The sequence below is a fragment of the Fulvimarina fulva genome (genome assembly GCF_039652615.1).
In the GTDB taxonomy this organism is placed as follows: Bacteria; Pseudomonadota; Alphaproteobacteria; order Rhizobiales; family Rhizobiaceae; genus Fulvimarina.
Genome location: NZ_JBDJAC010000010.1, coordinates 126,604 through 151,831, shown reverse-complemented (window position 1 = coordinate 151,831; position 25,228 = coordinate 126,604). Strand labels below are relative to the sequence as shown.

Here is a 25,228-nt window from a genome sequence, read left to right as displayed (position 1 = left end):
CCTTCGGCAGCGGTCACAGGTTCAAATCCTGCCCGGCGCGCGCGATTGCTTGAGTCGCAGGCGCAGGAAATCCGAGTGAGCGAAGCTTGATGTGGCGGCAGCGTGCCGGCTTCAGTCGCTTACCGGATAAAACAGCCGACTCTCACATCTCCAACAACCGCGCTTGCTGAGCATCATACGTGTAGCAATGAAGCTTGCCTGCCTGCAGCTTTTCAATGGTTTCACGAATGACCGGTAGGGGCACGATGAACCATTCGCGCGGTTTGATCGGGTTACCGAAACGATCATGGATCGTCAGGTCGAGCCGGCCCGGCGCGAAGAAGCGGTGGAGCAGGTTTTCCAGCGCCACGCGGTTGATGTCGATCAGCTTGAATGTCGATGCAATCTCGACCGGCGCCATCAAGAAGGTTGGGTCGAGCTCGGCGTTCGTAATGCGCTTTTCGACGGAACCGCCGGTGACGCCGATCTTGTGAAGAACCGAACGCATTTCGGCGATCTTCGAGTCGTTCGACAGGCTGCGGAGAACGTAGATCGTGCCGGTTTCGCTCCCTTCGACTTGTTCTTCCCTTTCAAAGAGCGGACCTGCCTCGGGCTCCGTTATACGTCGGCCTGTCGGGTCCTGGGTGAGGGCCTTCTGCAGCGATCGGGCGAGGAGATTGTTTTCGGTGCCGTTGTCGTAGATGACACGAAGGCGGCAATCGCGATTGCCGGAGTCGTTGAGGAATTCCGCGCCTGCTTCGGCGACATAGGTTATCAACCCTTCGACAATGAAAAAGCGGCCCTGCTCGATTTCCGACTTACGCTCGAATTTTCGCGTCTGCCGCGCACCGCTTTCGAGATCCGCCTTCATCGACCGGAACAGCGGCGCGAATGTCTCGAAGTCGGCGCAGGGCTGGCGTGTCGCGATCTCATCGGCAGCTTTCCGCTCGGACGCTGAACGAACATGCTTCAGTTCAGTCAGGCCTGCAGTGGCTTCGTCCTGGAGGCCGAGCGATGCAAGAATGGCCTCGTCGTCTTCTGGCTCGGCCTCTTCGGCTGTGACAGACGTCTCGTCGGCGAGCAGTCCTTGATGATCGAGGTCCCGCAGCAACGCAACGCAATCGGACTGCGCTCTCAACCGATCTAGACGGACGGCGTAGAGCCTTTCGAAGATGTCGCGATCCGCACCGTGCTGCGGGACGCGCCCGTGTTCTTCGACAAACTTCTGGATATCCTCAAAGCCGGCGATGATCCTTGCATCGCGCGGGGATGTTGCCGGCTTCTGCTTCTGGACCGGCTCGACCCCGAGCTCGCTCAGGATATCGAGATCGCTTTGGTCAGCCATTCGCTGCGGCCTTCATCTGTAGAAAGGCGATGCCCTCGGCCATCTTGCGCTCCCAAGCATCTGGCGAAGTCAGCGAGGGCAAGCGTCCGTGCTCCTTTTTGAACTGGATCGCGCGGGTGGCGAGCATGCGGGCCTCTTCGTGCGTGAGCTTGATCCGCTTCTTCGCAATGATCTCTGCGATTTCTCGCAACGTCTGCTCGTTCATCGACTTCGAGAGGATCGCCCGTGCGGTCTGGAACGGGTTGATCCGATCGATAAGATCGATCTGTAGATCTTTCACCTCCAGAACGAATTTGCGAACGCCATCGATGAATGCCGTGTTCGAGGTCGCGTCTTCGTTGCCAGCCTCGTGCGCTTTCGTCTGCTGTTTGGCCTGCTGCGTGATCGCAAGCGCCGCGACCGCATGCTGGCGCACCGCTTCGCGATCCTCGTCGTCGAGTTCCGGGAACTTGTCGGCGACAATCCGTCCCATGCGAAGCTGGGTCAGGTCTTCGGCCGGTGTCTCCTCGTCGAATACGCCGCGCTCGACGGTTGTCCTGTCCTGGACGAAGGCTGCCAGCACCTCGTTGATGTCCTGTTCGCAGATGCGTCTGGCTTCCTGGCTTTTCGGTTCGACGAGGCCACCGATCTCCAGATGGAACTGTCCCGTCCTGTCGTTGAAGCCGACATTCGTGCCGCCCGCTTCATAGCCGCCTTCACCATAGTCGAAGTCCGGCTTTGCGCCCGCGCTCTTCGGCGAGAAGGTGAATTTCGGAGCGAGCACCTGTTCCATCAGAAGGCTTGCGGCGATTGCCTTCAGCGTGTCGTTGACGGCCTCGTTGACCGCTTCGTCTGAGGCGTCGGGTTCGGCGATGAGGTTCGTGAAACGCGTCGAGGTCTTGCCCGGTGCATCGCGTGTCGCGCGGCCGATGATCTGGACGATCTCCGTAAGCGACGAGCGATAGCCGACGGTCAGCGCGTGCTCGCACCAAATCCAGTCGAAGCCCTCCTTGGCCATGCCGAGCGCGATGATGATGTCGACATGGTCGCGGTCGTTCGCATGGGCCGGGTCCTTCAAGGCGCCGATCACCCGGTCGCGGCGTGCGCCGTCGTCGTCGACAAGATCAGCGACTTTCAAGACGCGGCCGTCCTCGCGGGTGATCAGCTGGAAGCCGGTCGCAGGATCATTGCCAGTCCAGGTTCCAAGGGCGTGCATGATGTCCTCGGCCTCCTTGATCTTGTCGCCGAGGCTCTCGCGCGCATTCACGTTCGGTATATGGACAATCGTTTTCTTCGCCGGATCCAGCACCCCACTGATCGCATCCATGTAGCGGCCCGAATAGAAGAAGTAGCCGATGTCGAGGCTCTTCAGATAGTCGTAGCCGTTCAGCTGCTCGTAATAGGTGTAGACGACGGTCTCAAAGCGCGCCTCATCCTCGGGTGTCAGCACCGCCTCGGCATCACCGCGAAAATAGGAACCCGTCATCGCGACGATATGCACCCGATCGCGCTCGAGAAAGCCGCGCAGATGGGTGCCGAGCTTGTTGTCCGGATTGGCGCTCACATGGTGGAACTCGTCGACGGCGATGAGCCGGTCGTCGAAGGCCTCCACCCCCAGTTCGTCGACTGCAAAACGGAAAGTCGCATGGGTGCAGACGAGCGTCTTGTCGCCGGTCTCCAGGAAAGCCTTCACCGAGGCGACCTTGCCCTTGGCTGCGTGGCTGTCGTCCGCGCCCGGCGCATTGCAAAGGTTCCAGCGCGGCTCGATCCGCCAGTCCGCCCAGAAGCCGTGAGCCGAGAGCGGCGTGTCGCGGAAAGAAGCACCGATCGAGCGCTCCGGCACCACGATGATCGCCTGTCTCAGCCCCTGGTTCTCCAGCTTGTCGAGCGCGATGAACATCAGCGCGCGCGATTTGCCCGAGGCCGGTGGCGACTTGATGAGCAGATATTGCTCGCCTCGCTTGGCATAGGCCCGCGCCTGCATGGCCCGCATGCCAAGTTCATCGGAGGATTTGGAGGCGCCGGTGGCGGCGTATTGGACGGAGACTGAGGGAGCAGAGGCAATATTAGTCATCTTCAATCACACCATGATGCGCGAAGACCGACAGCGTTCCTGCAACTCCTTCAAATACGGGCTTAAAGCGTTTTAGTAAATGATGAATTGCATTCTCGATCTCTTCGATACTCTGCACCTCATTAATAACTACGTCGTTATTTTTGAGAAATTTTGAGTATTTTTTTCCAGCCTCTCCGGCTCCTCTTTGAAACTTAACGTTTTTCAGATCTAGGCCAGCTATCGTGTCGATAAGTTTTTTTCGAAAATCATGGTCTGAAAGTGGGCCGACCTCTGCAAATAGACGAAGTCTACCCGAACCGCCTTCACCGTTTGGCTGCAACTCAAACCAGCTGGCCAACGGAAATCCGGCCCACCAATTCTCACAACCTTTCCATCTTGTCTCATCGCCGCCTAGATTTTCTACCCAGCTCGCCGGAAGAAAGCTGAATAAGTTATTGCCGTGCCAGCTGAACATAAACCTTTGGTTCTCGACTAAATAGAATTGACCGTGCTCCGGGTTCTCACCCACAACGCTTTCAACTGCCATAATAAAATCAGTTGTTGCACCGTGCTCGATGATGAAATCCAAAGCTTTTCGATGCGACCTGTAAAGCTGGCGAGCAAGTGTCTCCATTTCTCTACGTTCATCGCTCATACCTGATGCCTCCCGAATTACCTCAATATAATGCTTGATAAAAACCGATACATCCGACCGAACGGTCTCGGCCTCGCTCTCCATTATATTTGATAAAATTTCACAAATCGCCGAATACTGGATAGGTGCATAAGTTTCGTCTTCTGGACTATCGCCGTATAGCGTGAGGAAAACACCTCTCACTTTCAGGCTCCCCTCGTGGGGCTCAAACAACGCACGGACGTTTCTCGCATACTTCGCGAGCTGTCCCTCATGTTGCCCGCTTTTGAACTTGTTCTCGATAATAAACGCCCACTTGAGTGTCGGTAACATTATGAAAACGTCGATATTCTGCCATTCGCGTCGAACTACAGCGTCGCGTAAATCCGATTGAGATATTTCGAGCGCTGTTGGGCTTCCCAAAGCCTTTTGGCCACGCATTGCTTCACATAGGAATGCCCGTAGGAATTTATCGCTGAAGCCATGCGTTTCACGTGGGTCGAAGAGCCACGAAAGAATTGCAGAATGGCGTATTTCCATTCCTTCCATTCGCATGGTTTTAATAGGATTAAACCGGTTGAGATATGCCTCGACGGTATTAAGTTCGCCATTGTTCACGAAGAGGCTTTCAAGCTCTTCCTCTGACGGAGAAGCTTGCTCGCTCATACCTTTTCCTCCTTCGCGGTCATCTTCGTATACATGTCGAACAGCTTTTCGAGGCGTTCGGTGTCGTTTCGGAAGCGGCGGCCGATATAGATGCGCTCGAGGGTCTCGTCGTTGCGGTCGTGGGCGGCGCGCAGGTCCGCCGGCATCGTTTCGGGGTCGTAGAGGTCGGCGATGGTCGCGGGAAAATGCGCCTCGCGGGCGAGCAGGATGTCCTCGGCGCAGCGCGTCAGATCGGCCTTGTTCTGCTCGGTGAGTTTAGGGACGGGGAAGGTGTTCCAGCCGAGGGTGTTGGAGTATGAATAGCGCATCTCCAGTCTACCGCAGACTGTCCCAATCCACGAAATATGAATGCGAGAAAGAAGAAGTGCGAGAACCCAAACGGGGGCCCGAGGCAAGTAAAAGGCCTTGTTCGTAGGAACAATATCGTCACCAGCAAGCCCATTTGGCAAGTATTCTCGTTCCTCAGATGAAACAATTGGGACAAATAGTTTCCAAGAGGTGTCGCCCTTGACTTCTCGGAATTGGTGCGGACGTTCAACAAGCCTTGTCATTGCAGCGTCGCTTGATGCCTCACGGTCAGCTCGCACGCTCTCAATACGAGCCAAAATTTCTGGAAAAGCTTGCGCCTCTTCCAGTCTATCATCCGTAATCCATAGGCAGTAACGTAAGCCTCCGTTTATGAACTCCGTCGAGCCAATAAATTTCTTGAAGAAGTCGCTAGGAACGCCTGCATCAATCAGTTGGTTACGTTCTTCTAACGTAAGCAAAAGTCCGGCTGACTTCGAATAGTAGACGCCATACTCCATTGACGGCATTTTGTTCTGTGGTCGTCGGGTGTCTTGGACTGAAACGATTTTATGATGCGTTAGATAGGGATTAATATATTCTACTTGATGAGCTGTATCGTCGCTTATAAGATGCCTGTCTCCCAAGGAATCTCTATCCGCGCAAATTATGACGACAGTGACCCCCGCATTGTGCGCAGCAAGATTTTTCCACTTGAATGGCAGATGGGCAAAGCGAATTTGAAAGCCAAGACTATATATTAAATTCCAGACTACGGTAACTTGCTGCCCTTGGCAAAAGCTATTCGTAGACACGAAGCAGAATTTTGAGGAGGAACTTTCTGAGAAGGCGACAGATTTCAAAAACCAGCCAGCAACGTAATCGGCATTCTTGAAGCTCCCCTTATAAACAGAAAAAACAATTGCGAGGTCCTTCTTATTTTCTGCAGTTTGTTTGCGCGATCCGGAGAAGGGCGGGTTCCCGCAGATATACGTCTCCCACTCCTCGCCTTCGCCGTCCAAATTCAGCCGCCCGGTCCGCCCGCCCAGATCCTCTTCCTCTACTGCAACCGCTTTTGAAGGTGGACAAACGTCCTCCCAATCGATCCGCAGCGCGTTGCCGGTGACGATCTTCCCCGTCGCATGCAGCGGCAGCACCAGCGCGCGGGCCTCGGTCTGGCCGATGAAGCGGACATCGCTTTGGAACTCGGCGATCAACAGCGAGAGGCGGGCGACCTCGGCGGCGAAGCTCTTGATCTCGATGCCGAAAAACTGAGTAAGACGGATCGCCGAGCGGTCCATGATCTCAGCCCTGCGGCGGACGATCTCGTCCTCGATCTCCCTCATGCGGATATAGGCGATGACGAGGAAGTTGCCGGAGCCGCAGGCGGGGTCGAAGACGCGGATTCGCGACAGGCGCTTTCTGAGATTCAGAAGCTTGCGGGCATTGGTGCCTGCCGCTTCCAGCTGCTCGCGAAGGTCGTCGAGAAAGAGTGGGTCGAGCACCTTCTGGATATTCGGCACGGAGGTGTAGTGCATGCCGAGCTCGCCGCGCTCGTCGTCGTCGGCGACGGCCTGGATCATCGAGCCGAAGATGTCCGGATTGATCGTCTTCCAGTCGAGCTCGCCCGCGCGCAGGAGATAGGCCCGCGAAGTGCGCGAGAAGACCGGGCAGCCGATCGCATCCTTGAAGAGGCCGCCGTTCACGAAGGGAAAGGCGTCGGCATAGGGGCGCACGCCCTTCCGCTCGCTCTTGCGTGGATCGAGGTTCATGGCGGCGAAGAGGTTGTCGATGACTTCCGCCGTGTTGGAGCCGTCCGCATCGGTCATCTGCCGGATGGTGGCGGTGAAGAGGTCGTCGCCGTTGAAGATGCCGGTGTCCTCGGCGAAGAAGCAGAAGATCAGCCGCGCCATGAAGCGGTTGAGGTCGCCGCGCTTGTCCGTCGACCCCCAGTCGGCATTGTCCTTCAAGAGCTGGAGATAGAGCCGGTTAAGGCGTCCGGTCGCCTTGATGTCGATCGGGTTGTTCTTGACCTCGCGCACCGTGGAGATGCCGGCGAGGGGCAGGAAGAAGCCGAAATTGTCCGGCAGCTCGGCGAATTTGAACGAGCGGACCTCGCCGGAGCCGAGCTCTTCGGCCTCCACCTGCTTGCCATCGGTTGCCAGCAAGAATTTCGCCTTCTGGCGTTCGGTAAATGGATCGGCCCTAAGCTCGCCGAGCTTCTCGACCGTCTTGCCTGGTTCTGCGACGGCAACATGGATATTCGAGCGCTGCAGGACGCCGCCCGACGTCGATTTGTTGGTCGAACCGGAGCGTAGGCGCTTAAGCGTCGCATCCTTGTTGCCGAACGCGGCGAGGAACTCGAAGGGGAACTCTTCTGCGTCGAACGCTTTCTCCGCCAGTTGCGAAACGGCTTCCTCGATCTCGACTGCGTTCATGATGCCCCCGTTCAGTTGGTCGCGGCGATCCACCGCGACGGGCCGGACCCTATTACGCGTCTTGCGTGTTGTGAATGGGATCGGGTTCCTTGATGAAGAAGTCCCAACTTGTTGCGATCATTTCCAGGACCCCATGCAGTCGCTCTTCCACATCGCCGTCGACGGCTCGTTCTCCGAAATGCGAGCCCATCCTTACGACAACGAAGACCATATCCAGCGCCTCCTGGCCGAATACCCCAATATTCTCGGCGGCGAGGCCTACAGCGGGGACGTGCCGAGACGCTGGGCCTTAATCGCACGGGAAGTGCCGGTTCCGGACGGCGACGCCTCGGACCGGCGGTGGTCGCTCGATCACCTCTACGTCGACCAGGACGCCATTCCGACGCTGGTCGAGGTCAAGCGCAGCCGCGATACCCGCAGCCGCCGCGAGGTGATCGGGCAGATGTTCGACTATGCCGCGAACGGCCCGTCGTTCTGGAAGCTGGACGATCTCAGATCTTCGTTCGCGCGAACCCATCAGACTTTGAGCAGTGATCCGGGAGACGCACTGAGCTTGCTGCTCGGTGAGGAGGTCGAGGTCGGCCCCTTCTGGGAGCGGGTTGAGGCTAATTTGCGGGACGGGAAGATCCGGATGATCTTTCTAGTCGATGAGATGCCAACAGAACTGCTGCGAATTGTCGAGTTCCTCGCTCGGCAGCTTAAGGACGCAGAAGTCTATGCCGTCGAGGTGCGCCGGCATGTCGGCTCTACAGGTAGCGTCCTCGCGACCAGCGTCCTTGGACAATCCCAAAACGCGGTGAGCAAAGTCGAAAGGGTTCGGGGTGCGCCAACGCCGAGCGAGGACGAATGGTTCGAGCGGTTCGGCCAAAGCTGTGGTGACCAAGCCGGGCGAACCGCAAGGAGGATCGCCGACTGGGCTAAGAACCATGGACTGACCAGCTTCACCACGTCGGCACAGACGCCTTCGCTCGGCTTCTCTCTCACAGAGGGCGGTAAGCCACGCTATCCGTTGTTCATCACCGGTAACGGCAAGGTCTACACGTCACTGAACTACATTTCCGCATCAGCCATATTCGAAAGCGAAGAGGCTCGCCAAAGGGTGGCGGATGATTTTCGATCGACTGGGATACCGTTCAAACTGACTTCGCTGAACGGTGATATTCGGATTCCGATCACGTCTCTAGCCGAGGCAGAGATGCTCCGAGCTTGGCTCGAAGTCGTCGGCCGCGTCGTTGAGCAGTTTGAAGCGGATTGATCGTCGGCTCGAATCAGCGTTCAGCAGCAGTCTTCGTCGCGCATTTTGCCGAAGATTGTGCTCGCTAGTTAGATAACGCCGCAAGGCGGTTGGTCAGGGCTCAGAGCGCCTCGCTGGCGAGCATTCTCGCTACCCATGCTAGGGAGGTGGTATAAGCCCCTCGGTGCACGCCAGTGACTCTCCATTTCGCCTAGAGCCGCGACCGACAATCTACCTTCAGGTGTTTGCACAACTGGAGGACCGGTTCCGCCGGCCGATCGAGAGTTGAGCAGAACGTCGGCGGCTCGCTTTGCACTATTTTGCCTGATCGGACCGAAGGTTTGTCGACTTAACACACGGGAAAAATCATTGGAGCGTTCGCAAATCGTAAAGTTCCGTTAAGTCAAAATACTACTTTAATACGTATTTATCTCGAATATGGTGCAGTTTGACTTAACGCCTGCATTTACAGGTTAAGCCAGGCGTTAAGGCGCTTGGAGGACCGGATCCAAACCGGAACAGGTTTCGGAACATCCTAGGCATCGCCTACGAGACAGGGAAAGTATTCTAGGACTTCGTCCTTCCCAAGCTCATGTGCTACCCGACGATCGATGATCATAAAGGCCGACATCATCGATTTAAAGGAGGAGCATGTCGTCTGAGAAAACCTCGATCGAATTTCGCAAAACCGCCCGAGAGCCGGTAGAGCTGAAGTTCGACTGTTTGCCAATCAGGCATCAGCAGAGGCGACTGATTGCTCGTGAATTTCTGAAGCCCGAGGTTGATTTAAAAGCTTTCAAGAAGCGGGCGCTCATAGACTATGTGGTCTTGGGCGCAATCCTACCTGCACCGACACAGTGGCTACACATAAAACGGGAAATCGATTCGGCGCTCGGCGTCAACTGTCGTGTAGACCTTCAGCCCGAGAACGAGACGGAGGAAGCGACGAACACCGGGAAGATCTTCACGGTGCGTTTGCAGGAGCCCTCGATCGCTCAGATCATCGAGTGCGAAGCTGCGATACTTCGAGCCCGTAGGCTCGAAATCCCGCTGGTCGTCGAGAAGCTCGAGATCAGCGTCGACTTCTATTCAACAAGCTCGAACCCCGGCGACGATCGCATTCGACTTCTCGGCGCCTTGGAGCGCTGCTTCTGGCCCGGAAGAGATCATCTTGTCAGCGTGCGGGACTGGCCGCGCTTCAGCTGGGGTGGCTCTCGCGAAACTCGCCATGTTCTTCCGCTTGGTAGGGCGAGGCGCGTAAACCCGAACCTTCTCTCCGTATCAGAGCGCGATAGACCACCGGTTGGGGACGCGACTTTCTATGTAGGCTCCCAGAGTTCACGCGCATCATGGCGAATGATGGAAAAGCTAATCGATAAACAGAACTTGGCGGCCGGAACCGTGAAGGTTCTTTCCGACGCTGAGAAGCGCGTTCGCATGGAAGTCACGCTCGGAATGTCAGAGCTACAGAAACTTGATCTGGCCACCGTCGAGGACTTTAGAAGGTTTCGCTTCGAAGACCTCCGAAAACCCTACTTCGATTTCAAGCTCCCGACGTTTCAGATCCCACGGACGGGCTCATTCGCTGCAACAAAACGCTGGCTGGAGCGAAACCGGAAGCTGAAGTTCCTGAAGGCTGGTGTGATCGGACTGAGGATGCTCGACGAGGTGACTGCCGCTAATAGGAAGAGCCGCCGTCCGGATATCATAAGAGCATTGAAGCAAGAGGGACGAAAGATCCGGTCCCTGCAGAGAAGCGGGAGCGGCGACGAACTAACGTTTCTGGCCTATGAGGAACTGAACAAGGCCTTCGAGGTCGCCCTCGCGAGTTTGAGTAAAAGGGAGAAGAGGCTTCTCTCATAGGGTGTGGGTTAAGTGGGTGAGAATGGAAGCTATAGGTTGTCTGTAGAGAAGTTATTAGAGAAACTAAAACCGCAGAGTTCGGCAATCCAAGCCGTGTAGGCCATAGGAGTCCAAACTGGCGAGCTCGGGACGCTTGGAAATGGTGGGAAAAACCTGCAGAGATCGACGCGCTCCACTGGGGTAGCTAAAGCAACTCAACTTAGGACTCTTGTCCTGCTTTGGGCGCTCATGGTTCTCAGATTTACCCTAGCCTCTCGACCAGATCGACCGCCTTGAGATGCGAATAGCGCTGGAGCATCCGCAGCTCTTTGTGGCCCGAGATCGTCGCCGTCTCGATCACATTGAACCCCCGTTCCAGAAGCCGGGTCACCGCTTCGTGGCGCAGATCATGGAACCGCAGATCAGCTATGCCCGCCCTGCCACGGAGATGCCCCCAGGCTTGCTCAACGGCGCTCTTGGTGGTGTGTCGATTACCATCGGCCCCGGACGCTCTCCAGCGAGTCCTCTGAGCGTTTCTGTGGCTCGCTGAGACAGCGGGACGTCGCGGGTGTCTCCGTTCTTCGTCATCGGCAGGTGAGCGACGCGTCGATCAAGATCGACATTATCCCATGTGAGCGACAAGATCTCGCCCTGTCGCATCGCAGTTTCGATCGCGAGGGTAATCATCGCGCGCATGAACGGATTTCGCCCGGAGTCCGCGGCGTCGAGGAGCCGTTGCTCTTCTCCTTCTTGCAGACGACGATTGCGACCGCGCGGCGGGACTGGCCGACGGATCATTCGGCAGGGGTTCTGGGCCAGATGCAGACCCCACTCCTTGCGCGCGATATCGATCGCATGCCCGAGTGTGTTCAGCTCCCGAATGACGGTCGAGGAGGCGACTTGCGCGAGGCGTTCGTCCCGGTATTTCGCAACGTCCGCCGGCGTGAGCAGAGCAAGAGTTCGATAGCAGATAGGACGGGTCAGCATGCCGCGAATGCGATAGGTCTCGGACGAGGCGCTGCGCTTGACGGGAGTGATTTCCGCGACATAGCGCTCGAGGAGCTCGCGCACTGTCATCTTCTCGGCGAGGCGTGTATCCGGCAGGCTTCCACAACGATCGAGCTCTGCTTCCAAGCTACGCGCCCACTTCTCGGCTTCGGCCTTCGTCTCGAAACTCTTTGCACGCGGCTGCAAACCCTTGCGACGGACCTGACCCTGCCACTTGCCGCGAAGTTTGCGTATCGTTGCCATGCTGTAGTTCCCTGTTTGTGCCGCTCCTTTCGCGTAGGACGCCGGTGCGGCGGTGCCAAGGACTATCCCGGTGCTACGGTGCTACGGTGCTACGGTGTTATGGCTCAAGGCGCCGTGGGCGTGCTATTACGTCACCATCATTGGCTAGTCTGGAGACCCACCAGACGAAGGGCTGATAATGCTGACGGCAAGCGTGATCCTCTACGTGCTAATCTCCCTCGGCCTGCTCGGCGTGGGGGCAAAATATGCTTTTGGACCGGCCCCTGCGCCGCATCATGAGGCAGCGTTGCATGCGGATGGAGTCACAACGAAGTCGATGATGATCGTCCTTCGTGCCGTTTACATCCCCATGGCAGCGGCCTGCGCTGCTGTCGCGTTTCTTCTCGTCGTGCTCGCACTAGGTCCCATCGCCGACGGCGATAGCTGGGCGTCCGCAGTGGCGACGTCAGCTGCACTAATTCTCGGCGTGCCGACATCAATATCATCATGGCGATTCGAGCACTTGACCGGCGTAAGAGGACCTTATCGCATCGTGGTCGTATTGACTGCGCTGAGTGTCTTAGCCCTGGCACTGACGTTGTTCTGAAAGAACAAGCCGAACAGCCTTAATCCCGCGGCCGGCGACTGCCGATCTCACTGTGCCGGGAATGTGCCGCGTCACTTACCGGGAGCTGAGCTCGAGGTGTGTGCTGGCCTTGGGAACTATATTCTACACGCGCTTGCCGCACCGGCGGACGAGCAAAGAGTGCTGCTCTGAATAGGCAGCAATGGCATACTCTCACAGAGCTTTCGCAATTTGACTCTCTTCGGTAGCATCTACGCGAAAACTGCGGAGACGAAGCACGGATGCCAGCACCTACCCTTCAGCTCACGAAGACCGTCCCGCGGCTGCTGCGAGAGAAACCCCAGCAGCGGTTCAAGGCTCGAGAGCTCGCGCTGATGATTTTCGAGCAATACCCGGAAGCATGTCGGGCAAAGATGGAGAAAAGTGCGGCGCTGAAGAACGACGATGATCTGATCCAGCAGATCGTGGCAGAGATCGGTGCGCAGCGTCCGAAAATTCAGGCTAAGCATCCGGAGGTTCGCGTCACCGAGAGCAGGCCACGGCAGTTTTTTTGGTCAGAGAAGAGCCTCGAAAATGAAGTAGAGGAGGCCGAAGCTGAGCAGCCTGCGCAAGCGGCACCAGTGATAGCCACGATCAAGCCTGAATTAGTCGAAGAGGCTCTTTCGGAACATGACCTCTACCCGCTGATCGGTGACTACCTTTCTACGGAGTTTTCCGTTGACGTTATGAGGATCGACGAGCGGCGCTCGTCCAACAAGCGCGGCTCAAATGGGAACCGCTGGCTCTATCCGGACGTCGTTGGAGTCGAGGATCTCACCTCAGGCTGGAACGACGAACTGAAACTCTGCGTGAGCCAGACTGGCGATCCTCGCGCTCGCCTGTGGTCCGCAGAAGTAAAGCGACTTATCAATCGATCCAACGTTCGTGAATCATACTTCCAAGCGGTTTCGAATTCCTCTTGGTCTAACATCGCGTATCTTGTCACTGCCGAGATCGAAGGAACTGACACGATGCAGGAACTGCGGATGCTCTATGCGCTGCACGGTGTCGGTCTCATACAGCTCGACACAAGTAACCCCTCAGAAAGCCAAGTCCTTATTCCGGCGAGGGAGAAGGCGTCTGTCGACTGGACGACCTGCAATCGCTTGGTCGACGAGAACAGCGATTTCAAGCTTTTCATCAAACGAGTCCGGCAGTTTTACCAGACTGGAGACCGACAATCCGGATGGTCACTTCGAAGCCGAGGAGTGGCCGTTTAGTGCCGAGGGCTCGTCCGGCAACGAGCGACCTGATGAAAGATCAACGAGAGCAGCAACTTAAATGCCGATAGCGGTCGATTTGCGGCAGCTTCGGAGGGCAGCGCTCTATCCAGCTGAGCTACGGGTGCACGAGGGCGCAAAGCGCTCTGACGTGACGCATAACGGATCGTTCGGTTCGCGGCAAGACGAGAATTATCCGCAGTTCTCCTTCGGCAGCGGTCACAGGTTCAAATCTTGCCCGGTGCGCGCGATTGCAGGCGACGGCGTCGAAAGAACGCCTGCTGCAACTGGATGTGCAAGAGCTGGTTGCGCGGTATCCAGAACTCATCACCGATGGTGGCGGCCACCTGCTCCTCGTTCGCAGAGAGCAGGCAATCTCTGACGGAAGCCACGGCGTAGGAAGGTGGTCTCTTGACCATCTCTTCGTGACCCGGAACGCGGTCCCTGTCCTTGTCGAGCTGAAGAGGGCCGTTGATACGCGCTTGCGGCGTGAGGTCGTCGGTCAGATGCTGGACTATGCGACGAACGCGACAGCCTATTGGCAAGCCGGAAAGATCGCAGAGCGTTTCAGACAGACGTCGATCGACGCGAGTATCAACCCTGAGGAGACACTCGCCGAATTTATTGGCGACCAGGATCCAGACGCCTTCTGGGAGCAGGTGGACTCGAACTTCAAGGCCGGCCGCATCAAGCTGGTATTCGTAGCGGACGAGATACCGAGAGAGCTTGCACGGATCGTTGAGTTCTTGAATGAGCAGATGCGTGCTGACGTGCGGGCGGTCGAGTTGAGGTGGTTCACCAGCGAAGATGGCCACGTCTCATTGAGCCCACGCATCATTGGTGAGACGGAGCGGGCGGTCGCCTCGAAAAGCCATTCGAAGTCTCTCTCTCCGATTACCGAAGATGAATGGATTGAAAAGAACGTGGCGTATCTTGGCGACGACGCGAAGAGAGGCGCTTTTGCCTTCATGCGATGTGTCCACGAGGCGGGTGGCTCCACGGGCGTAGCAAATGATCAAGGATCCATATTTGCAGTGGCGAAGGACCACGCCGGCAGAGCTTTCTATCCGTCGCATATGAAAGTCGGACGTAGCGGGGTATCGTTTTCGCTGCGCTGGCTTGCCGATCGACCGCAATTTGCGGCGGAAGATTTGAGACGAGCTCTATATGACGAGCTGGTCGAAATAGTCGGCCCTCTCTCGACGCAGAATCTCCGTGGCTTTCCCTCGTTTCAAACTGCATTGTTAGCTGACCCCTCTGTCGCCTTGAGGTTCACGACATGGCTGAAACGAGTGATCGAGCTCTCGCAAGTCAGACCTTGAGAGACGGCGCGAGCCCTTGACCACGAGAAACCGGCGCCGCTGTGCCGAAACCGTTGCTCTGGACGCACCCACTCTCTTTTCGGCAGAGAGGGATCCATATCGACCACTGACGTAAGACGATGGCTTCCTTCGGCTGACTGTGGCGCGGGCGCGCCGGCTTTTCTCAAACCGGCCAATAGATCCGCTTCATTGGCAAGAGCTGCTTAGTCTCCATATCGAGCTTGTCATAGTTTTCTATGAGCGACTCGACGAGCTCCTCGATCGTCATCAGCGCGAGTGGAATGTTAGCGCGTTCTGCCTCATAATACGCGTCCTTCGAGAAGCCGCCAGTCGAAACATAGAGCCCTTTGTCCTGCTGATGCCGCCCGCCGAGGAAGCTGCGGATCTCAGGCGCGCCGATTTGCCCCTTGCGATGCTTGACCTCGACGAAGATGCGCGGTGCCTCGAAGCCGAAGCCATCCGGCGAGGCGACGATGTCCTTTCCGCGGTCTGATCCCGCTGGCGAGACGCGCGTCTTGTAGCCGAGCGCGCGCAATAGGCCTGCGACAAGCTCCTGCATGTCATCCCATTCAAGGGCCGAAACCCGATCTTTCGCGAATTCCAGCGCCTTGGACTGGATGTTCTCGAGAACATCGCTTTCGGTTGCCTCGATGACTGCATCACTTGTCTCATCCGCCGGTTCATTGGAGCGCATGGCGCGTTCGATATCGGAGGCAACTTCGGTCGGGAGCAGGAAAAGGGTTGAAATAGCGCCGAGGCTGTTCTTGCTGGTCACGGATAGAAGATCGCGTGACACCTCTCCGCGCCATTCCACAGGTCGAAGATTGGGATCGTCCGGGTCGACGCGGTCGCTGCGCTCGTATGGCCCAGAAACTGTTCCGACAAGATAACTGCGACGCCGAGGATCATAGGTGACAACCATATCGCCAGACGCAATCTCATTCACGAAACGATAGACCTGACCGGTCGACATCGCGATTGTCTGCGCCTTCCAGTGTGGCCAGACCTCTTTCATGGCAGCGGCAATCTCATCGCGACTGCTGAAAGCATCCAGTCTGCCGATGTCCCCCCAGCCGATCGCGACCGCATTCTGTTCCTTGAACACGTCGTAGAGAACGCCGTCCTTCTCGGCGCGCACCATCCAGGCACTAGCCATATCGTACCCCTTTCGCTCTTTCGTCGCGCCAGCCTAGAGTTGGAGAAGCGAAGCGGCAATGATTCGAAGGGGATGGCAGGCTCACTGGCGAACTCCGCAGCAAGATCGATACGATCTGGAACGCCTTCTGGTCCGGCGGCATCTCCAACCCGCTCGAGGTAATCGAGCAGATCACCTATCTCCTGTTCATCCGCGGGCTCGACGACGTCCACACCCGCGAGGAGAACAAGGCAAACCGGCTGGAAAAGCCGATGGGGCAGCGGGTCTTTCGCGACACCAAGGGCGATCTCTACGAATAGCCGAGGCAGAGATGCTCCGAGCTTGGCTCGAAGTCGTCGGCCGCGTCGTTGAGCAGTTTGAAGCGGATTGATCGTCGACCGGGATCGGCGATCCAAATTGGATTGCATCCGTCCGAAATGATCGAGGCTTTCGATAACAGCGTGGTGGCTTAACGCCAGGTATCCACTGCCCGGGGCAGTTTCATCCTGATGGCTTTTGGTCCGGGGATCCGCTCTAGCCGCCCGGTCTTGCGGGGTCGATCGACGCCCTCAGCGCATCCTTGCGGGCGCGCCAGCGCTTCCAGGGCGGGGTCTGCGAGAGTAGAATGAAGACCGCGGACAGGAAGAGCGCCAGCGAAAGCGGGCTCGTCAGGATGCCGAGGAAGAAATCCGGCAGCGAGCCGCGCTCGATGATGATCGCCCGCCGCCAGTTGTCGTCGAGAAGGCGGGAAAGGATCACGCCGAGGATCACCGGGCCGAGCGGATAGCCGTAGAGCTTCATGAAATAGCCGAAGAGTCCGAAGCCGAGCATCCAGTAGACGTCGCCGATCGAATTGTTGACCGCATAGGCCCCGACGATCGACAGGAGCATAATCAGCGGAATCAGGACCGAGCGGGGCATCTCAACGATCTTCACGAAGAGCCGGATGCCGGTGAGGCCGAGCACGACCATGAAGACGTTGGCGAGGGTCAGCGCACCGACGATGAACCAGAACATCTCCGGCCGGTCGATCATCAGCATCGGGCCCGGATTGAGCCCGTGGATGAAGAGTGCGCCGATCATGATGGCGGTCACGGCATCGCCCGGAATGCCGAGGGTCATCATCGGGATGAAGGCGCCGCCGACGGCAGCGTTGTTTGCCGTTTCCGGGGCGACCAGCCCCTCGATAGCGCCGTCGCCAAAGGGGCGCTCGGGGTTTCGAGTCGACCGCTTGGCATGGTCGTAGGCCATCAGCGCGGCGATGTCGCCGCCCGTGCCGGGAAGCGCCCCGATGAAGACGCCGATCGCCGAGGTCTTGATCGAGAGCGGCAGGTGCTTCTTCACCGTCGAGAGCGCGGGGACGATGCGGGTGATCGTCTGACGGACGGAGGCGGTCGAGACGTGATGGAGCTGCGCCAGCGCTTCCGAGACGCCGAAGAGACCGATCATCACCGCGATGAAGCTGATCCCGCCCATCAGCGTGGCCGAACCGAAGGTAAAGCGCTCGGTGAAGGTGAGCGGGTCCATGCCGACCGCCCCGATTGCGACGCCGAGCGCGCCCGAAAAGATGCCCTTGAGCAGAGAGCCGCCGGAAAGCGAGCCGACGAGGAGGAGGCCGAGCACCGCGAGCAGCAGATAGTCGCGCGGCTGGAAGAGAAGCGCGAAGTCGGAGACAAAGGGCGCCGCCACCGCGAGAACGAAGATGCCGATGAAGCCGCCGATGAAGCTCATCACTGTGGTGATGCCGATGGCCGTTCCCGCCTCGCCGCGCTGGGCCATGGGATAGCCGTCAAGGGCGGTCGCGATCGCGGACGGCGCGCCGGGAATGTTGAGGAGGATCGCGGTGCGCGAGCCGCCGTAGACGCCGCCCATATAGATGCCCACCATCAGCGCGATGGCGGGATAGACGTCCCAGGAGAAGGTGAAGGAGATGAGGATCGACACCGCCATGGTGACCGACAGCCCCGGGATCGCTCCCACATAGATGCCGGCGAAGGTGCCAATGCCGACGAGCGCGAGGAGCTCCGGATCGGTGTAGGCGGTGAAGAAGCCCGAAAGTGCGTCCATCTGAAATCCCCGCTTATCCGAACAGGCCGCGCAGAACCGCGAGGATTTCGCCCTCCGGCACGATGCCCGGCGGCATCAGCACGGTGAAGACGAGACGGAACAGGCCATAGACGATGAGGAGGCTCACGAGCGAGACCGCAAGGGTGAAGAGCCAGCCGCGCCGCGCCAGAAGCTTGATCGCGACGATGAGGAACAGGGCCGAGGTCGGCAGGAAGCCGAGCGGCTTGAGAAGGAAGGCGTAGGCGACCAGCATCGCCCCGAGAACGAGAACGGCCGGCGGCAGGATGTGCCGCGCGATCGTCTCGTTTAAGGCGCGCGGCTTCCTGAGGGTGCGCGCGAGAATGATCCCGGTCGTGACGGCCATCACGGCGGTTGTTGCCATCGGAACGGCACCCGGCGCACTGAGCGACTCGAAGCCGGAAATGCCATAGGCGCTCCACAAAAGGATCAGGCTGGCGGCCGCGAGAAAGACGGAAAACGCCGCTTCACCCGGCCGACGCGTCCTCGGTTCTTGCATGATGCTCCGCTTCGAGAGATCGGGACCGGCGCGCGGCCGCCCGGATGATAGAGGCGTCGAGGGCCGGCGACCCGGCACGATCAGCCCAGCCGACGAGACGCGTCCATGCACGAGCGCCAGCGAGCGTCACTCATCGCTCGCCGGCCTGCACGGGACGGTCCGTCAGCCGGTCGCGATCACATTCCGTCGGGCTTGGGGATGCCGAACTCTTCCGGCGAGGACTTGTTGAGACCGGCATCCTGCATGAGCCAGGTTGTGGTGCTCTGCCAGTCCTTCATGAAGCTCGCGGCCTCTTCGCCGGAGATGTTCATGATGGTGTAGCCGCGATTGGTCATGAGCTCTTCGAATTCCGGCGTTGCGGCGGCCGTCTTATAGGCCTCCTGCAGCGCCGTCACTGCCTCGTCCGGCGTTCCGTTCGGCACGAAGATGCCGAAGAAGGGCCCCCAGGGCAGGAACTTTTCGAATTCCGGATTGGTCTCGGTGACCGGTGCCGTGTCGGGCAAGTCCTCGATCGGCTCGCTCGAGAAGACGGTGAGCGGCTTCATGTTTCCGGCGCGCACGCCCTCGATCGCGACACCCAGCACGGCCGGCATCACGTCGATCGCACCGCTCTGGAGAGCCGTCAGGGCCGGGCCGTCGCCGTCATAGGGAACGAAGGTGACCGGCAGATCGCCGGCGGCGTCCTCGATCATCGCGGTGACGACGGAGGGAAGCCCGCCCGGGCCCGTGGAGCCGAAGCGCACCGTGTCAGGATTGGCCTTGATGTATTCGATCATCGCCGGATAGGTGTCGAAGGGCGCGTCCGGACCCGCAACCAGGATGGGCGTTCCCCGGGCGAGGATGTTGATCGGGATGAAGTCCGCATAGTCCTTCTGGCCAAGCCCCATCACCTTGTAGAGCATCGGGTTTTCGGCACCCATCAGCAGGGTGTAGCCGTCGGCCTCGGCATTGGCGACCTGGTTCAGCGCGATGGCACCGACGCCGCCCGTGACGTTCTGCATCACGATCGACTGGCCAAGCACCTCTTCGGCCTTGGGCGTCACCGCGCGCATGACCGTGTCGGTCGAGCCACCGGCGCCCCACTGGATGATGCCTTGGATCTCTTTGGTCGGAAATTCCTGCGCGAGCGCGGGCGTCACCGCGACAAGGGCGAGCGCCGCTGCGGAAAGAGTGATGGCTGACAATGTCTTCAAGTTTACCTCCCTGCAAGACCCGGGCTTTTAATCGGAACCCCGTCGCCCGACGAACGAAGCCCTCCCGTGCCGGGTGTCTCATCACAGAGAAAATAAGGCAAACACTATCTTGCCCGACCGAGCCCACGCGCCTGACGCAGGTGGCATGGCGAGCGCGGACCAGATCGAATTCATCGGCCTCATCGTCGAGCATCTGACATCCGAAGGCGTGATGGATCCGGGCCTTCTCTACGAGAGCCCGTTCACCGACATCGCACCGCACGGACCGGAGAACGTCGTCGACATCAGGCGGACCGATCGGCTGTTCGAAGTGATCGGAAGGCTGAACGACAGCGCGGTGGCGTGATCGCGGCCGCGAACGCCCGGCGATAGTTCGGAAGCGGGTCTCGTCCACAGATCGAGCATCCACGGGTGGATCGAATTGTGCACTCGCGAATTTCCATGCCTAAGGGATGCGCAGCCTCCTTTCGTTCAAGCCGGAACAGTGACAGATGTCGGACCATGATGTGCCTTCGGCGCACGAAGAACAGCATTTCGCCAATCGTGTGGGCTGGCTGCGTGCGGCCGTGCTCGGAGCCAATGACGGGCTCTTGTCGACGGCAAGTATTATTGTCGGCGTTGCGGCCGCGGCCTCCTCGTCGGGGCAAATCCTCACTGCCGGTCTTGCGGGCCTTGCCGCAGGTGCCTTCTCGATGGCGGCAGGCGAATATGTGTCCGTCAGTTCGCAGGCCGATAGCGAGGCAGCCGATCTCGCGCGCGAATCCGCTGAGCTCGAGAAGAACCCGGATCGCGAGCTTGCGGAGCTGACCGCGATCCTGAGAACGCGCGGCCTCAGCGAAAAGACGGCGCGTCAGGCGGCAAAGGAAATGACGCAGAGTGATGCGCTCGCCTCCCATGCGCGCGAAGAGATCGGCTTGAGCGATGAAATGTCCGCCAGACCGTTCCAGGCCGCGTTCGCCTCGGCCATCGCCTTCATATCGGGCGGGCTGCCGCCCTTGCTGGCCGCGATCGTTGCGCCCCAGGGCTGGATCCTTCCGGTGGTTGCCGTGGTCGCTCTCGTGATTCTTCTGGGTCTTGGCGCGCTCGGCGCCCGGCGCGGCGGTGCGCCCGTCGTCAAGGCGTCCCTTCGGGTCGCCTTCTGGGGCATCGTCGCGATGGGGGCGACCTATCTCGTCGGCGCGGTGTTCGGAACCTATGTCTGAAACCGAGGCTCTTCGTAGGCAATGCTTTGGAAGCCCGTCGGCGAGATCGGCGCTCAGGTTCTGACGAGGATCCGGCATCCCGAGCCGTTGGTATCTTGCGACATTGTCGCGCCGAGACTGACGGCCATGGCCTTGAGAAGTTTCGTTCCCGTTCCCGTTCCCTTGGGCGCGCATCCCTCTTCGAAGCCCTGGCCCTCGTCCTCGACGCTGAGTGTGAAGCCGCTTCCGTTTGCCTTGAGATCGACGCGGATCGGACCTGACGTACCGGCTGGGTAGGCGTATTTGAAGCTGTTGGTCACGAGTTCGCTGACGAGGACGCCCATCGAGACCGCCTGATCCGTCGGAAGTCGGACCGGCTCGGACGTGAATTCTACGGGGTGCGGCGTTTTCGGATCGGACCAGGTGACCTCGACCTCCTTCAGCAGGGAGCGCAGATAGTCCGACATTTCCACCGTGCCGACATTCTCGGAACTGTAAAGGCGACGATGCACCTGCGAGACGGCGGCGATCCGCTGCTCCGTATCGCGAAGTGCCGCGCGCACATCCTCGCTTTGAGCTGACGACGCCTGCATCCGTACGAGGGACGACACGATCTGCAACGAGTTGGCAACCCGGTGATTGGCCTCCTGCAGAAGCGCTGCGAGCCGCTCATTTGATACGCGAAGCTGTTGTTCGGCGTCGGCTTTCTCGTTGGCGAGCCGGCGGCTTTCCAGAACCTGCGAGAACGTCGACTGAAGAAGGTCGATGAAATTGTCGTCCGCGCTCTTGACGATGTAGTCGGCAGCGCCCGCCTTCAGCGCGGCAACCGCGACCTGGCCTTCCTCCGAACCGGTTACGTAGACGACCGGTGGCGGATGGGAAAGCTCCCTGATGGCCTTCAGGGTGTCGAGCCCGTCCATGCCGGGCATGTAATGGTCGACGGCGACGAGATCGAAACTGTCCGATTTCAGGAGGTCGAGCCCGGCCTGTCCGCTCGACGCCGTTTCTATGGTTTCGCCGCGCCGACGCATGGCCCGTCGCATGAGCTGGCACAGGCCTTCGTCGTCGTCGATATAGAGAATTCTGGCCATGTCCAATACGGGTGTTCGGCTGATGTCAGTTAGGAGCACGGGCGGCGCGAGAGCATCCTTGAAATCCGATATCGCGGAGCGATCAAACGGATGTCGTGTTACGTGTCGTTTTCCGGTTCCTCGGGAACCTGAATCACCGAGAGGAAGAGCCCGAGCTGACGAATGGCCTGGGCGAAGCTTTCGTAGTTCACCGGCTTGGTGATGTAGACATTGGCGCCAAGATCGTAGCAACGCTGGATCTCCACGCGATCGTCCGTGGTCGTCAGGACGACGACGGGCGTGCGCCGAAGAATGCCGGACGAGACGTCCTTCAGCTGGCGCAGGATATCCGTTCCGCTCATATCCGGCAGGTTCAGGTCGAGCAGGACCAAGGCCGGCATACCCGATTTCAGCCCCTCGGTTTCGTCCATCAGAAAGTCGAGCGCGGATGTGCCGTCAGCGAAGTGCTTGATCTCGTTGCTCACGCCGGCACGACGGATGTTCTTCTCGATCAGGCGCGCATGCCCCTCGTCGTCCTCGATCATCACGATGGTTACGCTGCGAGAATTGCTCATCAGGCCGGTTTTCCTTCATATTCCGAGAGTTCGGTCGCGACCGAAAGACTGAACGTGGCGCCCTCGTCAAGCGCCGAGACGCATGTGATGACGCCGCCGAGGCGATAGGCGATAGCCCTGACATGGGCGAGGCCGATCCCCTCGCCGGGCTGGTCCTGGAGTCCGGACCGGCGGAAGAGATCGAAGATCCGGTCGTGATCCTTGGGGTCAATCCCGCGCCCATTGTCGGAAACCTCGAACACCGTTCTCGGGTCCTCGCGCCGGCCGCGCACCCTGACGATCAACGGGCGTTCGGGATGCCGGTACTTCATCGCGTTCTCAATGAGGTTGGAGAGGATCTGTTCGAGGCCCACCCGGTCGCTGCGAACTGACGGCAGGTCCTCGATCTCGACCGTACCCCCGATTTCCGAAAGGCGATGCTGCAGGCTTCCCACGATGCCCGACACCAGTTCGTTCATGTCGATGTCCTCGGGCGTCATCCGGCGCCGCCCCTCGCGCGACAGGCGCAGGATAGCGTTGATCAGCCGGTCCATCTTCTGGGTGGAGGCGCGGATGAACCGGATCGCTTCGGGGAAATCCTCGCGCAGGGCGAACTTGTCGTCGTTCGTGACGAGATCGGGCGCCTGGGCTTCGACGCGGTCGAGCATCGCTGTCAGAGAGGTGACCCCTGCGTCCATCTCCGAAGTAAATCCCATCACATTGACGAGCGGGGAGCGCAGATCGTGGCTCACAATATATGCAAAGCGCTGAATCTCGTCATTGGCGCGTCTGAGTTCGACCGTTCGATCGGCGACGGCCGTCTCCAGATGGTCGTTGAGGCGGGCGAGTTCGTCCGTTGTTTCACGCAGCGCGATAAGGTTTCTTCGCGTCACCCAGACGACGAAGATGGTCATGAAAACCAGAAGCAGGGCACAGAGCCCGACAATGACAAAGGCAATCTCGTGCGCGCCCTTGTGCATGTCGATTTCATTCTGGAGCGCGACCTGTTCGCGCGCCGCGAGCGCATCGACGATTTCGCGGACCTGAACGATCGGCTGGGTGGCGCGGTCGTAGGAATACGAAATATCCGCTGCGCCTGATTTGACCTCGTTCACGGTCTTCTGGACGAGCTGAAGCAGTTTCGCCGTCTGCGGCTCGAGGAGAGACAGTTTATCCGTCGGGACCTCGTTCTTCTCGAAGGTATTCGAGAGCGTTTTTTCGTTTTGAACGACTTTTTCCCGGAGTTTCGCGATCAGCGGCAGGTAACGATCATCCCTTGAAAGGATGTAGCCGCGCCGTGCCGTTTCGATCTGCTCTGCGGAGATGTGGTATTGGTTGATCGCAATCTGATCTTCCATCACATCCATGACCCTGTCGGAAAGATCTTGAGATCTATCGAGGGCCCAGATCGTCGTGCCGACAGACGCGATCAGGAGAACGCCGCCAGCGGTCAACGTCCGAAGGATGAGATTATTCCAGGAGCGCATCGAATTAGTAAGGACAATTTACAATATGACGAAAGATTGATCGATCCTTCAATAAGTGCGCAATTGCGCACCTGCAACATAAGTGCTGCCGTATTGCGAACATTTAAGCTTCCAGGAAAAGCACTTACGGCCAGTGTGCCTCATCATGGAGGCCGTGCGCTTCCGCGTGATGGCCTCTACGCTCCACGGTTTTCGGGTGGGCTTCTAGCTGCCTGTGCTTTCCACTGACTGATCGTTTGCGTGCACATTTTTTGCGCACGAAAGAGTTGGCCTAGGCCCCGGAAGTCAGCGATGGCCAGTCGTCGTCAACGATAAGGCACTGGCACGGGCCTTGCTTGGAGGCTTCCTGTCAAACCCCGCTTGGAGACCATGCTTTGAAACGCCGTTCATTATTCTCTGTTATCGCCGCAGCAACCATAGCACTATCGGCAGGCTTCGGCCTTTCGTCGGCGCGCGCCGATGCCGTTTCGGACATAAAGGAACGCGGCACCTTGCGCGTCGCCGTCCCGCAGGATTTCCCGCCCTTCGGCAGTGTCGGGACGGATATGACACCTCAGGGATACGACATCGATATGGCTGGCCTCATTGCGGAGAAAATGGGCGTCAAGCTGGAATTGGTTCCCGTCACCAGCGCCAATCGCATTCCCTATCTTCAGACCAACAAGGTCGATCTCGTCATTTCCAGCCTCGGCAAGAATGCCGAGCGCGAGGCCGTCATCGATTTCACCGAAGCCTATGCGCCTTTTTACAACGGCGTCTTCGGACCTGCCGATCTTGGTGTCTCCTCGGCCAAGGATCTCTCCGGCCACACGGTGGGTGTCACGCGCGGGTCCATCGAGGATCTGGAGCTGACGGAGATTGCGCCAGACGATGCGACCATCAAGCGCTACGAGGACAACAACGGCACGATTTCCGCCTTCCTGTCGGGCCAGGTCGATGTGGTTGCGACGGGCAATGTCGTTGCCGCCGCGATCCTTGAGCGCAATCCGCCGAAGAAGCCCGAGCCCCTGTTCCTGATCAAGGACTCGCCCTGCTATATCGGCCTAGCCAAGAACGAGCCTGCTCTCAAGGAAGAGGTCAATTCGATCATCGAGACGGCCAAGAGTGATGGCACCTTGAACGCGATCAGCGACAAGTGGCTCGGCATGGATCTGCCGCAAAACCTCTGA

The 25,228-nt window shown here is 58.9% G+C and carries 21 protein-coding genes and 1 pseudogene; 9 read left to right on the top strand and 13 right to left on the bottom strand.

What is annotated here, in order from left to right; translation table 11 throughout:
* Positions 1 to 142: 142 nt before the first annotated feature.
* Genes ABDX79_RS14645 through ABDX79_RS14630 form a run of 4 tightly spaced genes read right to left on the bottom strand, consistent with a single transcriptional unit; the run spans position 143 to position 7,382 of the window.
* Entirely contained in the window at positions 143 to 1,324 is a 1,182-nt protein-coding gene (locus ABDX79_RS14645) for a GIY-YIG nuclease family protein (RefSeq protein WP_346221041.1), read from the bottom strand.
* Positions 1,317 to 3,377, bottom strand: coding sequence for a DEAD/DEAH box helicase (locus tag ABDX79_RS14640; protein ID WP_346221040.1), 2,061 nt, complete (start codon positions 3,375 to 3,377; stop codon positions 1,317 to 1,319). The genes ABDX79_RS14645 and ABDX79_RS14640 overlap by 8 nt, the downstream gene beginning before the upstream one ends.
* Positions 3,370 to 4,659, bottom strand: a complete 1,290-nt coding sequence (locus ABDX79_RS14635; protein ID WP_346221039.1) for a PDDEXK-like family protein — start codon at positions 4,657 to 4,659, stop codon at positions 3,370 to 3,372. Before ABDX79_RS14635 ends, ABDX79_RS14640 begins: the two co-directional genes overlap by 8 nt.
* Entirely contained in the window at positions 4,656 to 7,382 is a 2,727-nt protein-coding gene (locus ABDX79_RS14630; protein WP_346221038.1) for a class I SAM-dependent DNA methyltransferase, read from the bottom strand. The genes ABDX79_RS14635 and ABDX79_RS14630 overlap by 4 nt, the downstream gene beginning before the upstream one ends.
* A gap of 133 nt (positions 7,383 to 7,515) precedes the next feature.
* Between ABDX79_RS14630 and ABDX79_RS14625 the strand changes: the two genes are divergently transcribed.
* Both ABDX79_RS14625 and ABDX79_RS14620 read left to right on the top strand, forming a co-directional pair.
* Complete coding sequence (locus ABDX79_RS14625; RefSeq protein ID WP_346221037.1) at positions 7,516 to 8,637, top strand: hypothetical protein; 1,122 nt, start codon at positions 7,516 to 7,518, stop codon at positions 8,635 to 8,637.
* 630 nt (positions 8,638 to 9,267) lie between these two features.
* Positions 9,268 to 10,479, top strand: a complete 1,212-nt coding sequence (locus tag ABDX79_RS14620) for a hypothetical protein (protein WP_346221036.1) — start codon at positions 9,268 to 9,270, stop codon at positions 10,477 to 10,479.
* A gap of 241 nt (positions 10,480 to 10,720) precedes the next feature.
* Here ABDX79_RS14620 and ABDX79_RS14615 read toward each other — a convergent pair.
* Together ABDX79_RS14615 and ABDX79_RS19755 are read right to left on the bottom strand one after the other, a co-directional pair.
* Positions 10,721 to 10,891 (bottom strand): annotated as a pseudogene (locus ABDX79_RS14615) (tyrosine-type recombinase/integrase); the annotation flags it as partial.
* Entirely contained in the window at positions 10,885 to 11,709 is an 825-nt protein-coding gene (locus tag ABDX79_RS19755) for a tyrosine-type recombinase/integrase (protein WP_463671177.1), read from the bottom strand. The pseudogene ABDX79_RS14615 and the gene ABDX79_RS19755, both read right to left, overlap by 7 nt.
* Positions 11,710 to 11,887: 178 nt before the next feature.
* On the opposite strand from ABDX79_RS19755, the gene ABDX79_RS14605 reads away from it, so the two are divergent.
* The 3 genes from ABDX79_RS14605 (at position 11,888) to ABDX79_RS14595 (ending at position 14,855) form a co-directional block, all read left to right on the top strand.
* Positions 11,888 to 12,295 (top strand): hypothetical protein, encoded by a 408-nt coding sequence (locus ABDX79_RS14605; protein ID WP_346221035.1) that lies wholly within the window; start codon positions 11,888 to 11,890, stop codon positions 12,293 to 12,295.
* A 260-nt stretch (positions 12,296 to 12,555) separates the two neighbouring features.
* On the top strand, positions 12,556 to 13,533 hold the full coding sequence (locus ABDX79_RS14600; RefSeq protein ID WP_346221034.1) for a COG2958 family protein: 978 nt from the start codon (positions 12,556 to 12,558) through the stop codon (positions 13,531 to 13,533).
* A 251-nt stretch (positions 13,534 to 13,784) separates the two neighbouring features.
* Entirely contained in the window at positions 13,785 to 14,855 is a 1,071-nt protein-coding gene (locus tag ABDX79_RS14595; RefSeq protein ID WP_346221033.1) for a hypothetical protein, read from the top strand.
* A 163-nt stretch (positions 14,856 to 15,018) separates the two neighbouring features.
* Here the strand turns inward: ABDX79_RS14595 and ABDX79_RS14590 are convergent, their stop codons facing one another.
* Positions 15,019 to 16,011, bottom strand: a complete 993-nt coding sequence (locus ABDX79_RS14590; protein ID WP_346221032.1) for a restriction endonuclease — start codon at positions 16,009 to 16,011, stop codon at positions 15,019 to 15,021.
* 104 nt (positions 16,012 to 16,115) lie between these two features.
* Here ABDX79_RS14590 and ABDX79_RS14585 point away from each other — a divergent pair, with 104 nt between their 5' ends.
* Entirely contained in the window at positions 16,116 to 16,310 is a 195-nt protein-coding gene (locus tag ABDX79_RS14585; RefSeq protein WP_346221050.1) for a type I restriction-modification system subunit M N-terminal domain-containing protein, read from the top strand.
* A gap of 214 nt (positions 16,311 to 16,524) precedes the next feature.
* Here ABDX79_RS14585 and ABDX79_RS14580 read toward each other — a convergent pair whose 3' ends face one another.
* The 3 genes from ABDX79_RS14580 to ABDX79_RS14570 all read right to left on the bottom strand — a co-directional run bounded on the left by ABDX79_RS14580 (position 16,525) and on the right by ABDX79_RS14570 (position 19,767).
* Positions 16,525 to 18,057 (bottom strand): tripartite tricarboxylate transporter permease, encoded by a 1,533-nt coding sequence (locus ABDX79_RS14580; protein ID WP_346221031.1) that lies wholly within the window; start codon positions 18,055 to 18,057, stop codon positions 16,525 to 16,527.
* Positions 18,058 to 18,070: 13 nt separating this feature from the next.
* Positions 18,071 to 18,574, bottom strand: coding sequence for a tripartite tricarboxylate transporter TctB family protein (locus ABDX79_RS14575; RefSeq protein ID WP_346221030.1), 504 nt, complete (start codon positions 18,572 to 18,574; stop codon positions 18,071 to 18,073).
* A 176-nt stretch (positions 18,575 to 18,750) separates the two neighbouring features.
* The gene (locus tag ABDX79_RS14570) at positions 18,751 to 19,767 is read right to left on the bottom strand and encodes a Bug family tripartite tricarboxylate transporter substrate binding protein (RefSeq protein ID WP_346221029.1); all 1,017 of its coding nucleotides are present in this window, start codon (positions 19,765 to 19,767) and stop codon (positions 18,751 to 18,753) included.
* 109 nt (positions 19,768 to 19,876) lie between these two features.
* Between ABDX79_RS14570 and ABDX79_RS14565 the strand changes: the two genes are divergently transcribed.
* Together ABDX79_RS14565 and ABDX79_RS14560 are read left to right on the top strand one after the other, a co-directional pair.
* Complete coding sequence (locus ABDX79_RS14565; RefSeq protein ID WP_346221028.1) at positions 19,877 to 20,113, top strand: type I restriction-modification enzyme R subunit C-terminal domain-containing protein; 237 nt, start codon at positions 19,877 to 19,879, stop codon at positions 20,111 to 20,113.
* A gap of 145 nt (positions 20,114 to 20,258) precedes the next feature.
* Positions 20,259 to 20,969: a VIT1/CCC1 transporter family protein gene (locus ABDX79_RS14560; protein WP_346221027.1), complete on the top strand. Its 711-nt coding sequence runs from the start codon at positions 20,259 to 20,261 to the stop codon at positions 20,967 to 20,969.
* 53 nt (positions 20,970 to 21,022) lie between these two features.
* On the opposite strand, the gene ABDX79_RS14555 is transcribed toward ABDX79_RS14560, so the two are convergent.
* The 3 genes from ABDX79_RS14555 to ABDX79_RS14545 all read right to left on the bottom strand — a co-directional run bounded on the left by ABDX79_RS14555 (position 21,023) and on the right by ABDX79_RS14545 (position 24,059).
* Entirely contained in the window at positions 21,023 to 22,039 is a 1,017-nt protein-coding gene (locus ABDX79_RS14555; RefSeq protein WP_346221026.1) for a sensor histidine kinase, read from the bottom strand.
* Between the two features lie 98 nt (positions 22,040 to 22,137).
* Positions 22,138 to 22,593 carry a response regulator gene (locus tag ABDX79_RS14550; RefSeq protein ID WP_346221025.1) on the bottom strand — a complete coding sequence of 152 codons (456 nt, stop codon included), beginning with the start codon at positions 22,591 to 22,593 and terminating at the stop codon, positions 22,138 to 22,140.
* Complete coding sequence (locus ABDX79_RS14545; RefSeq protein ID WP_346221024.1) at positions 22,593 to 24,059, bottom strand: sensor histidine kinase; 1,467 nt, start codon at positions 24,057 to 24,059, stop codon at positions 22,593 to 22,595. The genes ABDX79_RS14550 and ABDX79_RS14545 overlap by 1 nt, the downstream gene beginning before the upstream one ends.
* 374 nt (positions 24,060 to 24,433) lie before the next feature.
* Between ABDX79_RS14545 and ABDX79_RS14540 the strand changes: the two genes are divergently transcribed.
* Positions 24,434 to 25,228 (top strand): transporter substrate-binding domain-containing protein, encoded by a 795-nt coding sequence (locus ABDX79_RS14540; RefSeq protein WP_346221023.1) that lies wholly within the window; start codon positions 24,434 to 24,436, stop codon positions 25,226 to 25,228.

Bases quoted from the DNA above. Each gene is read 5' to 3' on its own strand.
- ABDX79_RS14645 (WP_346221041.1), bottom strand. From the start codon at position 1,324: ATGGCTGACCAAAGCGATCTCGATATCCTGAGCGAGCTCGGGGTCGAG.
- ABDX79_RS14640 (WP_346221040.1), bottom strand. From the start codon at position 3,377: ATGACTAATATTGCCTCTGCTCCCTCAGTCTCCGTCCAATACGCCGCC.
- ABDX79_RS14635 (WP_346221039.1), bottom strand. From the start codon at position 4,659: ATGAGCGAGCAAGCTTCTCCGTCAGAGGAAGAGCTTGAAAGCCTCTTC.
- ABDX79_RS14630 (WP_346221038.1), bottom strand. From the start codon at position 7,382: ATGAACGCAGTCGAGATCGAGGAAGCCGTTTCGCAACTGGCGGAGAAA.
- ABDX79_RS14625 (WP_346221037.1), top strand. From the start codon at position 7,516: ATGCAGTCGCTCTTCCACATCGCCGTCGACGGCTCGTTCTCCGAAATG.
- ABDX79_RS14620 (WP_346221036.1), top strand. From the start codon at position 9,268: ATGTCGTCTGAGAAAACCTCGATCGAATTTCGCAAAACCGCCCGAGAG.
- ABDX79_RS19755 (WP_463671177.1), bottom strand. From the start codon at position 11,709: ATGGCAACGATACGCAAACTTCGCGGCAAGTGGCAGGGTCAGGTCCGT.
- ABDX79_RS14605 (WP_346221035.1), top strand. From the start codon at position 11,888: ATGCTGACGGCAAGCGTGATCCTCTACGTGCTAATCTCCCTCGGCCTG.
- ABDX79_RS14600 (WP_346221034.1), top strand. From the start codon at position 12,556: ATGCCAGCACCTACCCTTCAGCTCACGAAGACCGTCCCGCGGCTGCTG.
- ABDX79_RS14590 (WP_346221032.1), bottom strand. From the start codon at position 16,011: ATGGCTAGTGCCTGGATGGTGCGCGCCGAGAAGGACGGCGTTCTCTAC.
- ABDX79_RS14580 (WP_346221031.1), bottom strand. From the start codon at position 18,057: ATGGACGCACTTTCGGGCTTCTTCACCGCCTACACCGATCCGGAGCTC.
- ABDX79_RS14575 (WP_346221030.1), bottom strand. From the start codon at position 18,574: ATGCAAGAACCGAGGACGCGTCGGCCGGGTGAAGCGGCGTTTTCCGTC.
- ABDX79_RS14560 (WP_346221027.1), top strand. From the start codon at position 20,259: ATGTCGGACCATGATGTGCCTTCGGCGCACGAAGAACAGCATTTCGCC.
- ABDX79_RS14555 (WP_346221026.1), bottom strand. From the start codon at position 22,039: ATGGCCAGAATTCTCTATATCGACGACGACGAAGGCCTGTGCCAGCTC.
- ABDX79_RS14550 (WP_346221025.1), bottom strand. From the start codon at position 22,593: ATGAGCAATTCTCGCAGCGTAACCATCGTGATGATCGAGGACGACGAG.
- ABDX79_RS14545 (WP_346221024.1), bottom strand. From the start codon at position 24,059: ATGCGCTCCTGGAATAATCTCATCCTTCGGACGTTGACCGCTGGCGGC.